Origin of the sequence: Ramlibacter paludis, from assembly GCF_022012305.1 — a bacterium.
In the GTDB taxonomy this organism is placed as follows: Bacteria; Pseudomonadota; Gammaproteobacteria; order Burkholderiales; family Burkholderiaceae_C; genus Ramlibacter; species Ramlibacter paludis.
The window spans coordinates 852,272-869,597 of the sequence record NZ_JAKLTM010000001.1 but is presented as its reverse complement, the minus strand read 5'-3'; the positions used below and the strand labels follow the sequence as shown (position 1 = coordinate 869,597).

The following is a 17,326-nucleotide window of genomic DNA, read 5'->3' as shown; positions in this document are numbered from 1 at the left end:
ATCTCGGAGCGCTCCTGGTTGCAGGCCTCTTGCCAGGTTGCGCCGTGGTGACGGCGCCCGGGTTCGATTTTGCCGACCCCTCCACTCGCAGCAGCATCACGCTGGGCCAGTACGTCCCGGCGGATCCCGCAAATCCGCCGCAAGGGGTAGTCATTCCCATCACGCCGATGCTCATCCAGGCCGAATGGAAAGCCCTGCCGACCGGGATTTCTCCGGACGTAGCGCGTCTGTTCGCAGAGCCCAAGCCGTACACGATCGGCCCCAGCGACATCATCACCGTCGTCGTTTACGACCATCCTGAATTGCTGCCGGCCGCGGGTGCGGTGATCAGCCAGCAGGTGGACCCCACGGGAATCGCCAGCGCGCCGGGATTCATTGTCGACAGTCGAGGCGAAATCTTCTTCCCGTATGCGGGCCGCATCCATGTGGGTGGCCTCACCGAATCTGAAGCCGGTGAACGCGTTCGCGCCAGTATCGCCCGCGTCATCAAGGATCCACAGGTAACGGTGCGCATCAACTCTTTCCGGAGCCGCCGTGCCTATGTCGACGGCGAAGTGCGTCTACCCGGCAGCCAAATCTTTACCGACGTGCCCATGACGCTGCCCGAGGCGATTAACCGGGCCGGAGGGGTCACGCCCAACGGCGACCGCTCGTTCGTCACGCTAACCCGGGGCAACACCACGACGGTGATCGACCTGCTGCGCCTGCAGGAAGCGGGCGTGAACCCGAACCGCATCGTGCTGGAGAGCGGCGATCTTGTGTCGGTGCGCCACCGCGAAGAACGCAAGGTCTTTGTCATGGGTGAAATCCTGCGGCCGTCGGCGCTTCTGATGCGAAGCGGGCGCATGACGCTGAACGAAGCCCTGGCGGAAGCTGGAGGCCCGAACCTGACGACCGCCAACACGGACCAGATCTACGTCATCCGGAGCAACCGGGAAGCGGCGCCCACGATCTACCACCTGAAAGCCGGCAGCCCCGTCGCCTTGGCTTTGGCGGAGAGCTTTCCGCTCCGGCCGCGCGACGTTGTGTACATCGACCCCGTGCCGCTGGTGCAGTGGAACCGAATCATCAACCTGATTGTTCCCAGCGCGCAGACTTTGACGTACGGCCGCCAGATCATCAGCCCATGAGATCGCTGCTGGTCGTGTGCGAGGGCAACATCTGCCGCAGCCCGATGGCGCAGGGGCTGCTCGCTGCGGCGCTTCCCGGCATTGCCGTTCGATCTGCCGGACTGGGCGCCTTGATTGGAGCGCCGGCAGATCCGATTGCAGTCAAGCTGATGCAAGAGCTCCGCATTGACATTTCGGCGCATCGCGCGGTCCAGATCACGAGGCAGATGTGCCTTGAAGCGGACTTGGTGCTGGTGATGTCGGTGGGTCAGCGGCGCCGCATCGAGGAGCAACATCCTCAAGCGCACGGACGCGTCATCCGCGTGGGCGAATTCATTCAGGCGGACGTCCCGGATCCGTACAGACAATCGGAAGACGCTTTTCGACAAGCCCTCTCGCTTCTGGTACAGGGCGTCGACGCTTGGCTACCGCGCATCCAAAAACTTGCAAACCAGGCTACCAAATGAACGCGCCGCACCCGCTTCAACAACAACCGGCGACGAGCCAGGTTGCATTGGCGCCCGCCACCCTTGGAAACGAGCGGCAGGTCGACCTTCTCGAATACTGGGACATCGTCGTCGACAACAAGTGGCTGATCGCCCTGACGACGGCCGTCGCTTTGCTAGGGGGCGTGGCCTATGCCTTCCTTGCCCGCCCCCAGTACGAGGCCAACTTGCTGATTCAGGTGGAAGACTCGGCTGGCTCGGCGAAGAGCTTCCTGGGAGAAGCTGCAAGCCTGTTTGATGTGAAGACGCCTGCCGCGGCGGAAATGGAAATCATCCGGTCGCGAATGGTCATAGGCCGGGCAGTGGACCAGACCTTGCTGTACATCGACGCACGGCCAAGGTACCTGCCGCTGCTGGGAAGCCGGCTGGCCCGGCACGCTACCAGCGTGTCCGATCCCATTCTTCCCAGCATCGGAGGTTGGGTGACTGGCGCCGAGAGCATCAGCGTTCCCAAATTCGATGTGCCGTCCGACCTGGAGGGCTCGCGGTTCAGGCTAACGGCGCTCGGCTCTGGAGCCTACCAACTGAGCCATCCGGAGATTCCCGACATACGTGGACAGGTCGGCACAGCCCTGACGGCTGAAACCCCCGATGGGCCTCTCACCATCCTTGTTTCGGATATCAAAGCCAAGGCGGGCGCGCAGTTCAACGTGGTTCGTCTATCCAGGCTGGCCACGATCGAGTTTCTTCAGGATGGATTGAAGCTTGTGGAGAAGGGCAGGCAGTCCGGCGTAATCGACGCCACGCTCCAGGACTCCGACCGGACGCGCCTGACCCGCATCCTGAACGAAATCGGCAACCAGTACGTTCGCCAGAACGTCGAGCGGAAAGCCGCAGAGGCAGAGAAGACCCTCGCCTTCCTCGATGTGCAACTGCCGCAATTCAAGCGGGCGCTGGACCAGTCGGAAGAAGCGTACAACCGCTATCGCAACCAGCAAGGCACCGTAGCCCTGGACGAGGAGGCGCGCTTGATCCTCGGCCGAAGCGTGGACTTCCAGTCCAAGCTGCTCGAGGCCCAGCAGCGCCGTCGCGAATTGATTTCGCGCTTTACGGCGGAGCATCCGACGGTCCGGACACTGGACGAGCAGATTGCCGCGTGGAACCGCGAGATCGCGGCGCTCAACGCACGGGTGAAAGGTTTGCCCACGGTGCAGCAGGACGCACTTCGCCTTGAACGCGACGTCAAGGTGAACAATGAGCTATACCAGCAACTGCGGAACAATGCCTTGCAGCTGCAGTTGATACGCGAGGGAAAGGTCGGCAATGTGCGGTTGATCGACGCCGCTGTTGCGCCCGAAGGGCCGATCGCTCCCAGGCGCGGCCTGGTGATGCTACTGGCCTTGGCCGCCGGCCTAGCGGGCGGAGTCGCGCTTGCCGTGGCGCGCGCCGCTTTCTTCCGCGGCATCCGCAATCCGCAGGAGATCGAAGCGCACATTGGGCTGAACGTCTACAGCACGATTCCGATGAGCGAGATGCAGGCCTTAATGGCGCAAAGTCTCGCCCAGAAGCGTCCAGGCGTGCACATTCTTTCGAACACTGCTCCGAACGACGTCGCAGTGGAAAGCCTGCGCAGTTTGCGCACGGCACTGCAATTTGCAATGCTGGACGCTCCGAACAATCGGGTCGTGATCAGCGGGGCCACGCCGGGCGTCGGCAAGAGCTTCGTGTCGGCCAACTTCTCCGCCGTACTCGCGAGCGGCGGACGCCGGGTGCTTTTGATCGATGCTGACCTGCGCAAGGGCCACCTGAATCAATATTTCGGACAACCTCGCCGAGGGGGCTTGTCCGAGTTGATCGTGGGTTCGATCTCGCTGGAATCTGCCATTCGCAAGCAAGTTCTGGACAACCTGGACCTGATCACCTCGGGGATCTTCCCTCCGAACCCGGCGGAACTCGTGATGAGCGGTGCGTTTACTACGCTCTTGAACCAGCTCTCCAGCAAATACGACATCGTGGTGATCGACACTGCACCGGTGCTCGCAGCCGCCGATACGCTTTCGATTGCCGGCCACGCGGGCACGCTGCTGCTCGTTGCCCGGGCTGAACAGACCCAGCTCGGTGAACTGCAAGAAACCGCGCGTCGCCTTGCGCACGCGGGCCGACAAGCCACCGGCGTCATCTTTAACGCCGTTGATCTCAGCCGCCGACATTTCGGAAGCTACGGGTATAAATACGGTGCCTACCGCTACCGTCAATACAGCTACGAGCCGCAGGGTTCCGCAGAGCGGACTCCGAATCCCTGAACTCGGGCTCCGGAGTCCGCATTCCTCTACGCACGCCTCAGGATTGACCGATCCTGCGGCGCGCCAACAACTCCTTGAGAGTCGGTTTGCGCCATTTCTCCAGGCGGTGGTCGTACATCCAGGTCGTGTTCCTGCTGAACAATAACTGGATGCGCGGTGGTAGCAGCCACATTACGCCTTCGAAGAGGCACCTGAGCATGTCGAGCGGATTTGGTCGCTGCGAGAAGCTTTGCAGTTCGTCGAAGTACTTTGCTTTACCCTCCGAAAGTTGCCCTTCGTGAATACGGAACCCGGAAATGAATGCGCGGACCGTATGGTGAGGCGCCTGCGCGCCAAAACTCCTCCAAAGATATGCATCGCCCGCAAGTCGAAGCCCGGCGAGCACCTTCATGTCGACGACACTGAGCATATCGGCACGCCAAAAAGTTGACTCCTGCTGAATGGTTGGCAGGTACCTGCCGTACAACCCTTTCATCAACAACTGGGACGTGAACCGAAAGACGGTCTTGCCGCCGACAGGTTGCGAGCGGTCGTTGTAGAACATGTAGTTCCCCGTGAACCACTGCACTTCGTCGTTCTCGAAGATGTCGAGGATGACGTCGAACGCCGTTTTATGCAGATAGTCGCCAGCATTGAGGTACCCCATGATGGAACCCTGTACTCTGGCGAAACCTTTGGCAAGCGCGTCGTACATTCCGGCGTCCCGCTCGGAGACGATTTCGATGCGCGAGTCATTCAGCTGCCGCACCTTCTCGACTGTCGCATCCCGCGACAGTCCATCACAGACGATCAATTGCAGCTGGGCGCGCCCCGAAGCGAGCGCGGTCTGCGAAAGCATGGATTCGACGGTCTCGACGATGTATTTCTCTGCATTGAAGCAGGGCGTCACCATGGAAATGAGTGTGCTCATTGAGACGAAAGCATGGTTGGGCGATTTAACGGGGTCGCGGTATTCAGGAAGTCCTGAAGGGGAAGGCGCGGAAATATCTCGAGCTTTCCACCTGCCGTACAGTTGTACAGCTCTCGACCGGCCGCGCTGTAGACTTTGTGCGCGAGCATGTAGGCCCTTTCGCTTTCCACGAGATCCGGCAATTGCCAGGTCTGTCCATGCGCGAAATAGTTCGGATGAAAGTGGCTGTTATCGGCTCCCTCCGCTTTCACGGCGAGGTTGGGAGTCCCTTTCACGGCGAAGTTGTGGTCACATCCCACCAGCGCCACCCTCGAGAATCCGAGATGGTAGGCGAGCTGGAGCGCCGCATAGGTCACCGTTGCCCCCTCGTACATGCTCGGAAATACTTGCGTAGCGAAATTGTCGACCGGCGACGCATACAGCCAGTGGAGTCCAGGGCGCGCCTGCAAGACTCCAATGCTGCGACTCGACACGAAAGTGGGGATCGCCGTCCGGTTCAGGAAGTCGCAATTCTGCTTGACCACCAGATCGTTGACAGCCACCAAGTAGTCGATCTTCAGACCCGGTATTTCTTCGAGCAGCAAGTTGATCTTGTTCAATCCGATCAACTTCACACCACGCAGGGCTGCGAAATCGACTGACCGAAGGCTGGGGCCGTTGCAAAGGACAACGGCAGCGTTTCCGCGCTCGGACCCGTAAAGTGCGCGGAGCTTGCTATGGCTCGTTGCCGAGGCGATCGGATGGCGCATGCGCCACGAAAGGTAGTCGCGCGCCAAGCGCCACCCCAACCCCGCGGGATTGACGGGGCCGGCGTGGTCGGTAGGGGAAAGTTCATTCATCGCAGTTTCGGTTCAAAAGGACGCATCCCACCGGAACGGGGGGCGCCGGCAGTTTCTTCGCAAGGCACCATAAGGTAACCGAAGTCGCGGCGGGCTCGTCACGGACGGTGGTTGCCTTGTGCCGAACGAAGCCGCCTGCTGTGCAGGCGCGACAAACGCGGCCAAAGTTGGGCCTGCACAAATGGCACGGACGGAGTCCGCTTGTGGAAGTACGGCACGAGCGGGAAAATCGCAGGCTTGACTTCAGATTCAGAATTAACCGCACCGATGCAGTCATCAGTTGATTCCCCCCCGCGACGATTGGTGGAGGTGCAAGGCACGCCGATCGACGCGCTCACCTGGTCCGAGGCGATCGGGACTCTGATTGACTGGGGACGCTCACGCCGATCGCGCTATGTGTGCATTTGCAATGTGCATTCGGTGGTTACCGCGCAGGGCGACGCAATGTTCTCCAAGGTGCTGAAGGAGGCCGACCTGGTCACGCCCGATGGCGCCCCGGTGGCCTGGACGATGCGCCGCAAAGGCTTTCCAGGTCAGGACCGCATCAACGGACCTGACCTCATGTGGAAATATTTGGCCGAGGCCGAGCGACACAAGCAGATTGTCTTCTTCTACGGCGGTCAAGAGAGCACATTGGAGCGACTGCGAGCTGCAGTGCTGCAGGCCTACCCCACCCTCCTGATTGGCGGAATGATTTCGCCTCCCTTTCGAACGATGACCACGGAGGAAGACGATGTCGTCGTGGAGACCGTCAATGCAAGCGGCGCTTCGGTGGTGTTCGTCAGCCTCGGCTGTCCCAAGCAGGAGTTCTGGATGGCTGCCCACCGGCCCCGCGTGAAAGGCGTCATGATCGGCGTTGGCGCCGCTTTCGACTACCACGCCGGCAGTTTGAAGCGAGCGCCAGAGTGGATGCGCGCAGCAGGATTAGAATGGCTGCACCGTCTCGCATCGGAGCCGAGGCGGCTATGGCGTCGCTACGCAAGCACCAACACAAGATTCATTGTCGGTGTCCTGTCCGAAGCAGCGAAACGCCCATCTCGCACCAAGGATTGATTTTCCGCCCGAGCGAGTCGAACCAGATAAAACCCCGCCATGGCAGCGCTTTCAATCACTCTGCGGCTCCTCTTGGGTTTCGCAGCCTTTCTACCTGCCATCGTATGGTGGCAGGGGGGAGACTTGACGCGCGCACACGTGCTGCTGTTCGCGCTCGCTGCCTCCGTTCCTCTTGCAATTGGCGTACACCTGTTGCTGACCAAGCGCCCACATCGGCTGGTGGCTGCCAACAACGGCGTGTACTGGCTCGGTATTGCTCTGTTTCTTCTGGAATTCATAGCGCTGTTCAGAGGCTGGCGGTTTTCCGAGTCGAAGGATGTACGTTTGGCTTGCTTCGGAATGCTGATCTATGTGACGATGATCGTCACCGCGATTGCGGCACTCGAACTCTACCGGGGACGCGCCAACGTCGACGTCGATCCTTTCAAACTGACGCTGAAGCTTCTCGGCCTGTATACGGGCCTGAACCTTGCGTTGTGGGCACTTGGAATGCGGAACGCAAACTACGTTGCCACCACCGAACAACCGGCTCAGATGCTCGCGTACCTCGGCATCGCCATGAATCGGGTTCAGCTTCCTCTAGCCTGGGGCGTCAACAACGCAGGTGTGATCGCCAGCGCCACCTTGACCGCGGGCCTCATCAAGTTCTACCACCAACGGCTCTGGCGTGACGTTCCTTTGCTCATCGCAGCCCCCATCATCACCTGCGTATTGGCTGATAGCCGCGCAGGTTTGGTATGGGCATTTGCGTGTGCTGTCGGCGTCATCGCGGCGCCGAAGCTATCCGGGCGCGCCTTGCTGGTCTTGTGGAGCACCAGCATTCTCTTTGTTGTCGGAGCGGATTACCTGCCCGCCCTGACCCTGGGAGCGCGAGATGGTGCAACCACTTTCACCAATCGCGAGATCATATGGGCCGGCGGCATATTTGAATTGGCCAAAGGCAAGCTCGAACATATCTTCGGATTCGGCCACTATGGCCAGTTCGAGTCCGGGGCATATGCCTTTTATGAAGCAATCTTCGCGACGATTTCAGACCGCCCTGAACTGATTTCTCTTCACAATACCTACCTTCAAGCAGCCTTGGATATCGGGTACGTGGGCCTTGGAATCACCGTCCTTTTCGTATTCGGATCGGTAAAATCTCTTTCGTCGATGCGGGCGGCTGGATGGAATTACAGCGCTGCGCAAGCCGTCATCATGGTTCTGGCCCTGAACGGAATCACTGAGGTCACCCTCGAGTTTTACCAGCCCTGGAACGCGTTGATGTTGGCGTCGATCATTCCCATGCTGCGTATCCGTGAAAACGAGATCCTCCGACGCTAAACAGGTGCCTAACGCACATCGAATGCACGGAGAGTGGAAGCACCTTGGCCTTCTACGATTTCATTCCCGAACGAAACGCCGTGAATGATTTCATCGCCTTTCAGTAGGCCCTTCCTTCTCAAGTCGGCAAAAAAAGCGCCGACCGGCAAAGTTCCCTTTGTCATCGGCTCGCGCGCGACATATGCGATGTAGCGCCACTTACCCTCTTGCGTACTGCTCGTGTGGAGGTCAAACGTGCGTCCGGCCACAGTCAGAGAACCTATTGCGGGATGGTATTGCTTCATGCCCTGGCTCGCGGTCCAGATCATGATCTCGTGAGTCAGTTCCTCCCGCGGCTCGCTTACTTTTGATGTTCTCGAGAGCCATATGTCGAATCCCAGGTTGTAGCGTCCAATGGCGGACATTTCTACGGCGAAGTCGGACTGCAGGCTCTCGGCCCTGGCCACCCCCATTGGGAAGATGCTCTCCTTGGTAATCTTCCCGTCCCAATCCCAGCCGACTGTCACGTGCGGGTACGACTTGACCTGACCTCTGCCGCTGGGGAAATTTCTCCATTCGAACCGCACTGAGGATTCATCGACCGCGACGCATTGGGAGTGTCCCGTGACGGGGTCGATCTTCGCAGCGGCTCCCCACACATTGTTGTAGACGTGCTTGGTGCCCTTCGGGATGAATCCGAAGTTTTCGCAAGTCGTCTGTGCCAGTGCTGACTGAACTGCCAGCAACATCAACACGACAAGAGCCCCGCATCGTTGCGCGGACGCAGTTGAAAAACCAGCGGCGAATGTCATTGGGCAGCACCCCACCAAACATACATCCCAAACAGCAGCAGGCCCGCCGCACCAGCGAGCTCGAACTTCCACCAAGAGGCATCAAGCATCGAGCGACTCTCCGTGACGGAAATCGGGTAACTCAGGAAGGTATAGGCCAAGATCCGCCCCAGCGGCAATGCGAGGATGCCTAGAGGGGGCCACAACAGCGCGGCAAACACGACAAATCCGCAAGACCCGAGGGCGTTGACTACATGCCAATTGATTCTCCCCTGAAGGGCGGAAATCTGAGTGTGCATGCCGACGGCGCGTTCTGCATAGGTGGCGGCAACCAGCAGCGCCCAGAGCGCCGCGTCGGGAAATCCAACGCTTGCATTGGCCTTGGTGAGAATCCTCCCAAACACAACTTGTGCGCCGGCTGCCGCCAGTGGCACGACCACAAGGGCACCGAGATAGCGGAACATGAGCGCCCGGCCAATTATGTGCCCTTCGGCCAGTTGCCGCGCGAAGGTGGGCAGGTACGGATAGAACAGGGCTTGCGAGGCGTTGCCGACGATCTGTACGATGCGCGTCGCCAACAGGAACGGGCCCGCCACCACAGCCGATACCACACTGCCCACGAAGACTGTAATCAGTGCCGCGACTCCCAGGCTAAGAGCCACCCCCGTACCCGATTTCCAGATGTCCGGCCAGCATCGACGCGCATAGGCGCGCCCGTCCGCGCCGTCGACCACGGGCAACGACTTGGTGCGGCGGCGTAGCAAGCACCAGAAGAGCGCCGAGGTGCCAAGGTTGGCCGTCGTGACGGCGACAAGCGGCCACGGCGTTCTTGCCGCAGCGATGGCTGTGCCAACGCTCAAGAGCGAGACGATGGTCTCCATCCACCGCACTTCCACTACGCGCTCATTGCCGCTCAGCACCGCGATGTAGAGGTTCGCATGGGTCGAGAGCAGCAGGGCGGCCATGCACGCCGCCCATGCCGCCCAGGCGTGACTTGTATCGGGCAGGCCGCCCAGGCGAGGTCGAACTATAAACGTCAGGACGGGCAGGAAGATGAACGCAACCACTGCGACAAGGCGGCCATAAGCCCAATGCGCGCCAGCCGTGCTCTCGGCCACTTCTGCCTGTCTTCCCCGCGCGGACGCAATGTGCCGCGTGAACGTCGGGTTCAGCCCGAAGTCCAGGATGCCCACCAGGGAGAGAATCACGCCGAACAGCAGATAGGCAGCGCCTTCGGCTGGGGACAGCGCCGCCAACACGATGGGGAATACGGCCAGGGCTGCCGCGATCCGGCACGCGAGTGCCAACCAGCTCGCGATGGCGGGTGAACGGAAAAGTTGAAGCACGCGCAGGCCGCTGAATGGCTTCACGAGCGCCTGGCAACCGGCCATCGGACTGCGTCCCATCGCCGCGCGTTACACCGGGTCATGCAGCCGGCTCCCGATGCCCCCATCCAGGTTCACCACCGACCCGTTCAGGAAAGGCAGGGTGTCCGCACACATGGCGAAGGCGAGGTCTGCCGTTTCCTCCGGCCGCCCGATCGCCTGCGTCGGGTGATAGCTATTGAGTTGCTCCAGCGCCTTGGGCCGGCTCTTGAGTCCTTCGATCAGCATGGGCGTGGCTATCGCGGCAGGGCAAATGGCGTTCACACGGATGCGATCGCCGAGGTCCACCGCGAGCGCGCGGGTCAGACCCACGAGCGCTGCCTTGCTTGTCGCATAGGCGGCAAAGCCCGGCTTCGTCAGCAGGGCATGGATGCTTGCGATGTTGATGATGCTGCCCCGCGCGTTCGCCAGTTGCGGCAATAAAGCCTGCACCAACAGGAACGGCGCCGTAACGTTCACGTCCATCGTCGCCTGCCACTGCGCCGGGGCGATGTCCGCAGTTGCAGCCAGTATCTGCTCGGCCGCGTTATTCACGAGAGCATGCACCATGCCCCCCGTTGCAACCTCGGTTACGCGATCGACGATCCCGGTTCGATATTGCTCGTCACGCGCAAAACGCTGCAGGTCCGTTTCGACAAAAGTGCTGGGGGCGGCACCATCCGGTTTCCTGCGGTCGAGGCCGACCACCCGGTAGCTCCCCGCCAGGAAACGGGCGACCATCGCATTGCCGATGCCGCCCGAGCACCCCGTGATCACCGCCAGCCGGGTCATTGCACGCCGAGGAAACCGTAAAGCTTCTGCACGGCAATCTGGCTCGTGCGCAGCACCGCGTCGGCCGTGTTGGATCCATTGTGCGAACCGAACAGGCAGCGCCAGCCGAACTCCCGGAGCTGCGAATCGACAGGCAGCGGTTCCACTTCGAACACGTCGACAGCGGCCGAGTGCACATGCCCCGAGCGCAGGGCTGCAACCAAGGCTGCCTCGTCGATGATGGGACCGCGTGCCACATTCACCACGCGAACGCCGGGCTTCATTTGCGCAAGGGAAGCGGCGTTCACCATGTGAAGCGACGAAGGAGTCAGCGCGCAGGTGACGACTAGGAAGTCCGCCTCTCCCAGCTCTTTTGGCCAAGTTTGCAGCTTCACGCCGGCCGGCACGCTGTCCTGCGTGGCAACCGGGTCGTAGCCAATGATTTCCATGCCGCACGCGGCGAGCCGCTTGGCGACGTTGCGGCCGATGTCGCCCATGCCCAGCACGGCGCACTTCCTGCCGGCCAACGAGATGCCACGCGGCTTCGGCCATTCGCCGTTGCGCACGCCGTGGTCGATCGCGAAGGTCTCGCGCGCGAGGGCGATCACATATCCGACGCCTACGTCGGCGACCTCCTGGCCGAACATGCCAGGGGTGTTGACGATCGGGATCTCGAGATCCTTGCAGGCCGCGAAGTCGACGTTGTCCACGCCAACGCCCCACTTGACGGCCGCGCGCAGTCGGCCGGCCTTGCCTGCAACGAACACTTCGCGCGTTGCCGGGTCGTCGCCGATGATCCACCCGTCATGCTGCGGAACGATTTCCTTGAGCTGTTCCACCGAAAGGATCTGCACGACTTCCGGCGTCGTGAGCTGGACGTTCCTGCCTTTGAACAGGGCCTGCAACTGCGGCATCATCCGCAGCATCGGGGGACATGTCACAAGGATGCGCTTCGGCTCAGACATCGTGTTTCTCCAGGTATTGCGCCGCGATTTCCGCGAAATTCCAGTCCTCCTGGTCGTCGATGTCGATCGACTCTATCCGGGGGCCGACGAACAGGATCGGCTTCGTGCCGATGCGCGCATCCGTACGGGCGAAGCTCTCGCGGCTGAAGATGTAAAGGTTGGAGTTTTCCTCGTACCAGGGTTCCAGGTCCTGCGTGCGGATCAGGTTGTTCGGGTCGTGATTGACCGCCGAACCGTCCGCCTTGTAGAAGCGCGTCTGAATGCGGTCCACCGTGAACAGCGAATCCGCGGTGCCCGCAGCCACGCCGGCCTGGTACTCCGCGATGCACTTGCGGATAGTGCCGGACGACAGGAACGGGTTGGTGGTGTGCGTCATCAGGTAGACCGATGCCTCCACGTTTTCCAGGTCGTCGGCAATCACCTTGTTCATGCTCACGAAGTCGCCGCAGATTTCAGGTCGGCGGTCCCGGATCATCACTCGGGCGGCGTCCACGAGGCCGTTCGACGCGAGGATGTGCCGGGCGTCCGTGTTGATGATGACCTGGTCGATCTCCTCAACTTCCAGCAGCGAGTCGAGGATCCAGCGGAACAGCGGCTTGCCGGAGAATTCCCGAAAATTCTTGCCCTTCACTCGTTCACTGTTGGCCTTCATGGGCAACAAAGCAACGATCTTTTTCTTTGACATACTTTTCTCTCTCCACATCCTTCGCATAGAAATACGTGTGCTTCTGCGCGGCCGACACCAGGCGGTGCCGGCGCGAGCCCCGATAGGTCCCCCAGTACTGCATGGACCGGAACTTCAGGATGGCCCCGAATTCCCGCCCGAGGCGACCGATGCGCGCGGCAGCCAGGATGTCCTGGAAAGACGCGGTGACGAAATAGACCAGGAAGTCCAGCAGGTTGAAGTGCACGTTCGGAAGGATCCGCTGCAAGGCCACGGCCTCCCGCTCATAGCGCACACGGACCTGGCGCCAGCTCTCATCGTGGATGTGAAAGACGCCGGCGCTGGCAACGTAGCTGAGCGTGCCTCCGCTTTCCTGGATCTGCCGGGCAAGATACATATCCTCCAGCCCGGTCAACTCTTCATTGTAGGCAAAGCGCTCCCAGACCTCGCGGCGCACCGCGGCGTTCGCGTTGTTGCAGAAGAAGCCTTCCTGCTTCGGCTTGGAATACTCCGGAAAGTATTTCGCCAAGAGTTGCCCTTCGGAAAACTTCGTGGTGTCGCGCCCGATCTGCCGACCGTACGAGCAGGAAACGCCGTCGTCGAGAAGGGGGCGCACCAATTCCTTCAGCCACGTGGGCGACGCAGGAACGCAGTGACCGCTGATCATCACGAACACGAGTCCCGCCGCGGCGCGGCACCCCACATTCAGGGAACGCCCGAAGGTGAAGTCTTCCTTGCGGATGTGCACGATCCGCGCGCCGTGGCGCCTCGCGATGTCCAACGTGCCATCCGTGGAGCCCGAGTCCACCAGCACTACCTCGACGTCGAAATCCGCTCGCTCCTGGGCAGCGATGCCTGAAAGGAGTTCGTCCAGGTACTTCGCTTCGTTGTAGGTGCGGATGATGACACTCACTGCGGGCCGGGCGGAACCGCCTGCAGTCGTCACTTCCGATTCAGCCATCCGTACCTCCAATTGCTCTCATGTCGGTCCGCGGGTTGCGTTCGCTCCTGCTCCCATCCGGACAGTTTCCACCAATTCATTCCAACCGGAACGCGGCGCGTTTCATTTTTATCCGCGCCGGGGCGTCCCTATTCCATGCTCACCTTCACATCGTAGCCATGCGTCTTAAGCAGGGCGTGGCGGCGCGCTTCGTCGAGGTCGTTGGCAACCATTTCGGCGCACATCTGCTGCACCGTGATCTCCGGCACCCAGCCCAGCTTCTCCTTTGCCTTGGTAGGGTCGCCCAGCAGGGTTTCCACCTCGGTTGGCCGGAAATAGCGCGGATCAATGCGCACCACGGTTTGTCCGGGCGTGACGGCCGGGGCCTTGTCGCCCTGCACGTCGACCACCACGCCGACCTCGGACACACCCTCACCTTCGAAGCGCAGCGTAATTCCCAGTTCCGCGGCGCTCCAGGCGATGAACTGGCGCACGCTGTATTGAACGCCGGTCGCGATCACGAAGTCCTCGGGCTTCTCCTGCTGCAGCATCAGCCACTGCATGCGCACGTAGTCCTTGGCATGGCCCCAGTCGCGCAGCGCGTCCATGTTGCCCATGTACAGGCACTCTTCCAGGCCCTGGCCGATGTTGGCCAGGCCCCGGGTGATCTTGCGCGTCACGAAGGTCTCGCCGCGGCGCGGGCTCTCGTGGTTGAACAGGATGCCGTTGCAGGCGTACATGCCGTAGGCCTCGCGGTAGTTCACCGTGATCCAGTACGCGTACAGCTTCGCCACAGCGTAGGGGCTGCGCGGATAGAAGGGCGTGGTTTCCTTCTGCGGCGTTTCCTGCACCAAGCCGTACAGCTCGGAGGTGGAGGCCTGGTAGAAGCGGGTCTTCTTCTGCAGGCCCAGGATGCGGATCGCCTCGAGGATGCGCAGCGTGCCCGTCCCATCGACGTCGGCCGTGTACTCCGGGCTCTCGAAGCTCACGGCCACGTGGCTCATGGCGCCGAGGTTGTAGATCTCGTCCGGCTGCGTTTCCTGGATGATGCGGATCAGGTTGCTGGTGTCCGACAGGTCGCCGTAGTGCAGCTTGAAATGGGCATCCGGCACGTGCGGATCCTGGTAGATCGCATCGACGCGCTGGGTGTTGAACAAGCTGGCGCGGCGCTTGATGCCGTGGACGATGTAGCCCTTCTCCAGCAGGAACTCGGCCAGGTACGACCCGTCCTGTCCCGTGATGCCCGTGATCAGGGCGACCTTGCGATTCATTCGGTTTTCTCCAAGAAATCTCGGTAGGCGTCGGCGAGGCCCTCGGCCAGGCCGACGCGCGGCGTCCAGCCGAGGCCGCGCAGGCGGCCGCTGTCCATCAGCTTGCGCGGCGTGCCGTCCGGTTTCGTGGTGTCGAACCGGATGTCGCCGCTGTAGCCGACCACGCGCCCGACGGTGCGGGCCAGGTCGGCGATGCTCAATTCCTCGCCCGAGCCGACGTTGATGTGGCTCAGCATGGGTTGCGTGTGCTGCGCATAGATCGCGGGGTCCAGGTCCATCACGTGCACGCTGGCGGCGGCCATGTCGTCCACGTGCAGGAACTCGCGCAAGGGCGTGCCCGTGCCCCAGATGGTGACCACCGGCGCCTGGGCGAGCTTGGCTTCGTGGAAGCGGCGGAGCAGCGCCGGCACAACGTGCGAGTTCTCCGGGTGGTAGTTGTCGCCGGGCCCGTACAGGTTGGTCGGCATCACGGAGCGGTAGTCCACGCCGTGCTGGCGGTTGTAGCTCTCGCACAGCTTGATGCCGGCGATCTTGGCGATCGCGTAGGCCTCGTTGGTGGCTTCCAGCGTGCCGGTCAGCAGCGCGTCCTCGCGCATGGGTTGCGGCGCCAGCTTGGGGTAGATGCAGCTGCTGCCCAGGAACAGCAGCTTGCGCACGCCGGTGGCGAAGGACGACTGCACCACGTTGGCCTGGATCATCAGGTTCACGTAGATGAAATCGGCCGGGTAGGTGTTGTTGGCGTGGATGCCGCCCACCTTGGCCGCGGCCAGGTACACCTGGTCCGGGCGCTCAGCTTCGAAGAACGCCCGCACCGCCGCCTGGTCCGTGAGGTCCAGTTCCGCGTGCGTGCGCGTGACGATGCTCTCAGGCGCGTGGCCCGCCGCCAGCAGGCGGCGCACGATGGCGCTGCCGACCATGCCGCGGTGGCCCGCGACGAATATCCTGGATCCCTGCTTCACTTGTTGCTCCGTCCTCAGGACGCCCTGCCATAGGTATCTTCGAGCCGGACGATGTCGTCCTCGCCCAGGTAGCCCCCGGACTGCACTTCGATCATTTCCAGCTCCATCTTGCCCGGGTTGTGCAGCCGGTGGACTTCGCCGATCGGAATATAGGTGGACTGGTTCTCGCTCAGCAGGAAGGTCTCGCTGCCGCGCGTCACCTGCGCCGTTCCCTTGACCACCACCCAGTGTTCGGCCCGGTGGTGGTGCTTCTGCAGGCTGAGCGACGCACCGGGCTTGACGCCGATGCGCTTGACCTGGAAGCGCTCGCCGGCATCGACGCTGTCGTACCAGCCCCAGGGGCGCACGACCTTGCGATGCAGGACGGCCTGGGAGGCCTCGGCCTTCTCCAGGGCAGCCACCACGTCCTTCACCTGTTCGGCGCACCCGCGGTCGGCCACCAGCACGGCGTCGGGGGTGTCGATGATCAGCAGGTCGCGCGTGCCCAGCGCGACGACCGGGCGATGCGGGGCATGGATGAAGGTGCCGCGCGCGCCCTGCACGATGCCCTGGCCGTGCACGCGGTTGCCGTCGGCGTCCGGCTTGGCCAGGTCGGCCACGGCGTTCCAGCTGCCGACGTCGCTCCACTGGCCGTTGAAGGGCAGCACGCAGACGTCGCGGTGCTTTTCCATCACGGCGTAGTCGATGCTCTGGGAACGGCAGGTTTCCAGGGCCGCGCGCGCCGGGCGCACGAATTCGGTCTCGGGCGCGCTGTTGGCCACCTGTTCCGAACGCGCCGCGGCGTCGGCCGCCTCGCACGAGGCCAGGATGTCGGGCGCGTGCGTGCGCAGCGCCTGCAGCAGCGCGTCCGCCCGGGTGAGGAAGATGCCGGCGTTCCACAGCACGCCGCCTTGCAGCAGCAGTTGCTGGGCGGAGGCGGCGTCCGGCTTCTCAATGAAGCGGGCCACCTGGCGGCTGCCGTCGCCGCGCTCGGCGCCCTGGGCGATGTAGCCGTAGGCGGTGCTGGGAAACGTCGGCATCACGCCGAAGGTGACGATGGCGCCCGCCTGCGCCGCGGGAATCCCCGCGCGGATGGTGGCGACGAACTCGTCGATGCCCGGAATGTAGTGATCCGCCGGGCAGAACAGCAGCAGTTCGTCGGGCTTGGCCCGCAGGGCGGCCAGCGCCATGGCCGCCGCCGTGTTGCGGGCCACGGGTTCCAGGATCACGGTGCCGTTGCCGAACGCGCGCGGCAGCATTTCGGCCACCAGGAAGCGATGGTCCTCGGCCGCGACCGCCATGACCCGCGGGCCGAGGCTGGAAACGCGCTCGAGCGTCAGCTGCAGCAGGCTCTTGTCGCCCACCAGGGGAACGAACTGCTTCGGGAAGGACTTGCGGCTGAGGGGCCACAGGCGCGTGCCGGAGCCGCCGCACAGGACGACTGGGGTGATCATGCTTGTTCCTTAAGGAGAAATGAAGCGGTCGCTCAGCCAACTGAAGTCGCCCCCGCAAGGGCACCGTTCGCTAGTGGCTGGACTATCGAGCCCGGACGAATCTCTCGACTGGCGGGCGCGACGTGCCTACTGTATCAAAACGTGAGTTCGGATCGCAGACTCCATTCAAGACTCTGTCACGCCAACGTTGCGGGCAGTCCTCAAAA

The 17,326-nt window shown here is 62.3% G+C and carries 16 protein-coding genes; 5 read left to right on the top strand and 11 right to left on the bottom strand.

Annotation, left to right across the window (positions count from 1 at the left end; all coding sequences use genetic code 11):
• The first annotated feature begins 44 nt into the window (after positions 1-44).
• Genes LZ009_RS04480 through LZ009_RS04470 form a run of 3 tightly spaced genes read left to right on the top strand, consistent with a single transcriptional unit; the run spans position 45 to position 3,858 of the window.
• Positions 45-1,130 (top strand): polysaccharide biosynthesis/export family protein, encoded by a 1,086-nt coding sequence (locus LZ009_RS04480; RefSeq protein WP_275696665.1) that lies wholly within the window; start codon positions 45-47, stop codon positions 1,128-1,130.
• Positions 1,127-1,576, top strand: coding sequence for a low molecular weight protein-tyrosine-phosphatase (locus LZ009_RS04475; RefSeq protein ID WP_275696664.1), 450 nt, complete (start codon positions 1,127-1,129; stop codon positions 1,574-1,576). The genes LZ009_RS04480 and LZ009_RS04475 overlap by 4 nt, the downstream gene beginning before the upstream one ends.
• Positions 1,573-3,858, top strand: coding sequence for a polysaccharide biosynthesis tyrosine autokinase (locus LZ009_RS04470; protein WP_275696663.1), 2,286 nt, complete (start codon positions 1,573-1,575; stop codon positions 3,856-3,858). Before LZ009_RS04475 ends, LZ009_RS04470 begins: the two co-directional genes overlap by 4 nt.
• Positions 3,859-3,895: 37 nt before the next feature.
• On the opposite strand, the gene LZ009_RS04465 is transcribed toward LZ009_RS04470, so the two are convergent.
• Entirely contained in the window at positions 3,896-4,768 is an 873-nt protein-coding gene (locus LZ009_RS04465; RefSeq protein ID WP_275696662.1) for a glycosyltransferase, read from the bottom strand.
• Positions 4,765-5,607: a motility associated factor glycosyltransferase family protein gene (locus LZ009_RS04460; RefSeq protein ID WP_275696661.1), complete on the bottom strand. Its 843-nt coding sequence runs from the start codon at positions 5,605-5,607 to the stop codon at positions 4,765-4,767. Before LZ009_RS04460 ends, LZ009_RS04465 begins: the two co-directional genes overlap by 4 nt.
• Positions 5,608-5,808: 201 nt before the next feature.
• Between LZ009_RS04460 and LZ009_RS04455 the strand changes: the two genes are divergently transcribed.
• Together LZ009_RS04455 and LZ009_RS04450 are read left to right on the top strand one after the other, a co-directional pair.
• On the top strand, positions 5,809-6,660 hold the full coding sequence (locus LZ009_RS04455; protein WP_275696660.1) for a WecB/TagA/CpsF family glycosyltransferase: 852 nt from the start codon (positions 5,809-5,811) through the stop codon (positions 6,658-6,660).
• Between the two features lie 39 nt (positions 6,661-6,699).
• Positions 6,700-7,983, top strand: a complete 1,284-nt coding sequence (locus LZ009_RS04450; protein WP_275696659.1) for an O-antigen ligase family protein — start codon at positions 6,700-6,702, stop codon at positions 7,981-7,983.
• A gap of 8 nt (positions 7,984-7,991) precedes the next feature.
• Here the strand turns inward: LZ009_RS04450 and LZ009_RS04445 are convergent, their stop codons facing one another.
• From LZ009_RS04445 to LZ009_RS04405, 9 genes are all read right to left on the bottom strand, one after another.
• Positions 7,992-8,774, bottom strand: a complete 783-nt coding sequence (locus tag LZ009_RS04445) for a GH12 family glycosyl hydrolase domain-containing protein (protein WP_275696658.1) — start codon at positions 8,772-8,774, stop codon at positions 7,992-7,994.
• Entirely contained in the window at positions 8,771-10,123 is a 1,353-nt protein-coding gene (locus LZ009_RS04440) for a polysaccharide biosynthesis protein (protein WP_275696657.1), read from the bottom strand. The genes LZ009_RS04445 and LZ009_RS04440 overlap by 4 nt, the downstream gene beginning before the upstream one ends.
• A gap of 45 nt (positions 10,124-10,168) precedes the next feature.
• Positions 10,169-10,909 carry an SDR family NAD(P)-dependent oxidoreductase gene (locus LZ009_RS04435; RefSeq protein WP_275696656.1) on the bottom strand — a complete coding sequence of 247 codons (741 nt, stop codon included), beginning with the start codon at positions 10,907-10,909 and terminating at the stop codon, positions 10,169-10,171.
• On the bottom strand, positions 10,906-11,853 hold the full coding sequence (locus LZ009_RS04430; RefSeq protein WP_275696655.1) for a phosphoglycerate dehydrogenase: 948 nt from the start codon (positions 11,851-11,853) through the stop codon (positions 10,906-10,908). The genes LZ009_RS04435 and LZ009_RS04430 overlap by 4 nt, the downstream gene beginning before the upstream one ends.
• Positions 11,846-12,484, bottom strand: a complete 639-nt coding sequence (locus tag LZ009_RS04425) for an acylneuraminate cytidylyltransferase family protein (RefSeq protein WP_275696654.1) — start codon at positions 12,482-12,484, stop codon at positions 11,846-11,848. The genes LZ009_RS04430 and LZ009_RS04425 overlap by 8 nt, the downstream gene beginning before the upstream one ends.
• A gap of 4 nt (positions 12,485-12,488) precedes the next feature.
• A complete protein-coding gene (locus LZ009_RS04420) occupies positions 12,489-13,478 on the bottom strand; it encodes a glycosyltransferase family 2 protein (protein ID WP_275696653.1) in 990 nt (329 codons plus the stop codon).
• Between the two features lie 128 nt (positions 13,479-13,606).
• Positions 13,607-14,728: a GDP-mannose 4,6-dehydratase gene (gene gmd, locus LZ009_RS04415; protein WP_275696652.1), complete on the bottom strand. Its 1,122-nt coding sequence runs from the start codon at positions 14,726-14,728 to the stop codon at positions 13,607-13,609.
• Positions 14,725-15,687: a GDP-L-fucose synthase gene (fcl, locus tag LZ009_RS04410; protein WP_275696651.1), complete on the bottom strand. Its 963-nt coding sequence runs from the start codon at positions 15,685-15,687 to the stop codon at positions 14,725-14,727. The genes gmd and fcl overlap by 4 nt, the downstream gene beginning before the upstream one ends.
• 14 nt (positions 15,688-15,701) lie before the next feature.
• A complete protein-coding gene (locus LZ009_RS04405; RefSeq protein ID WP_275696650.1) occupies positions 15,702-17,120 on the bottom strand; it encodes a mannose-1-phosphate guanylyltransferase/mannose-6-phosphate isomerase in 1,419 nt (472 codons plus the stop codon).
• Between the last annotated feature and the right edge of the window lie 206 nt (positions 17,121-17,326).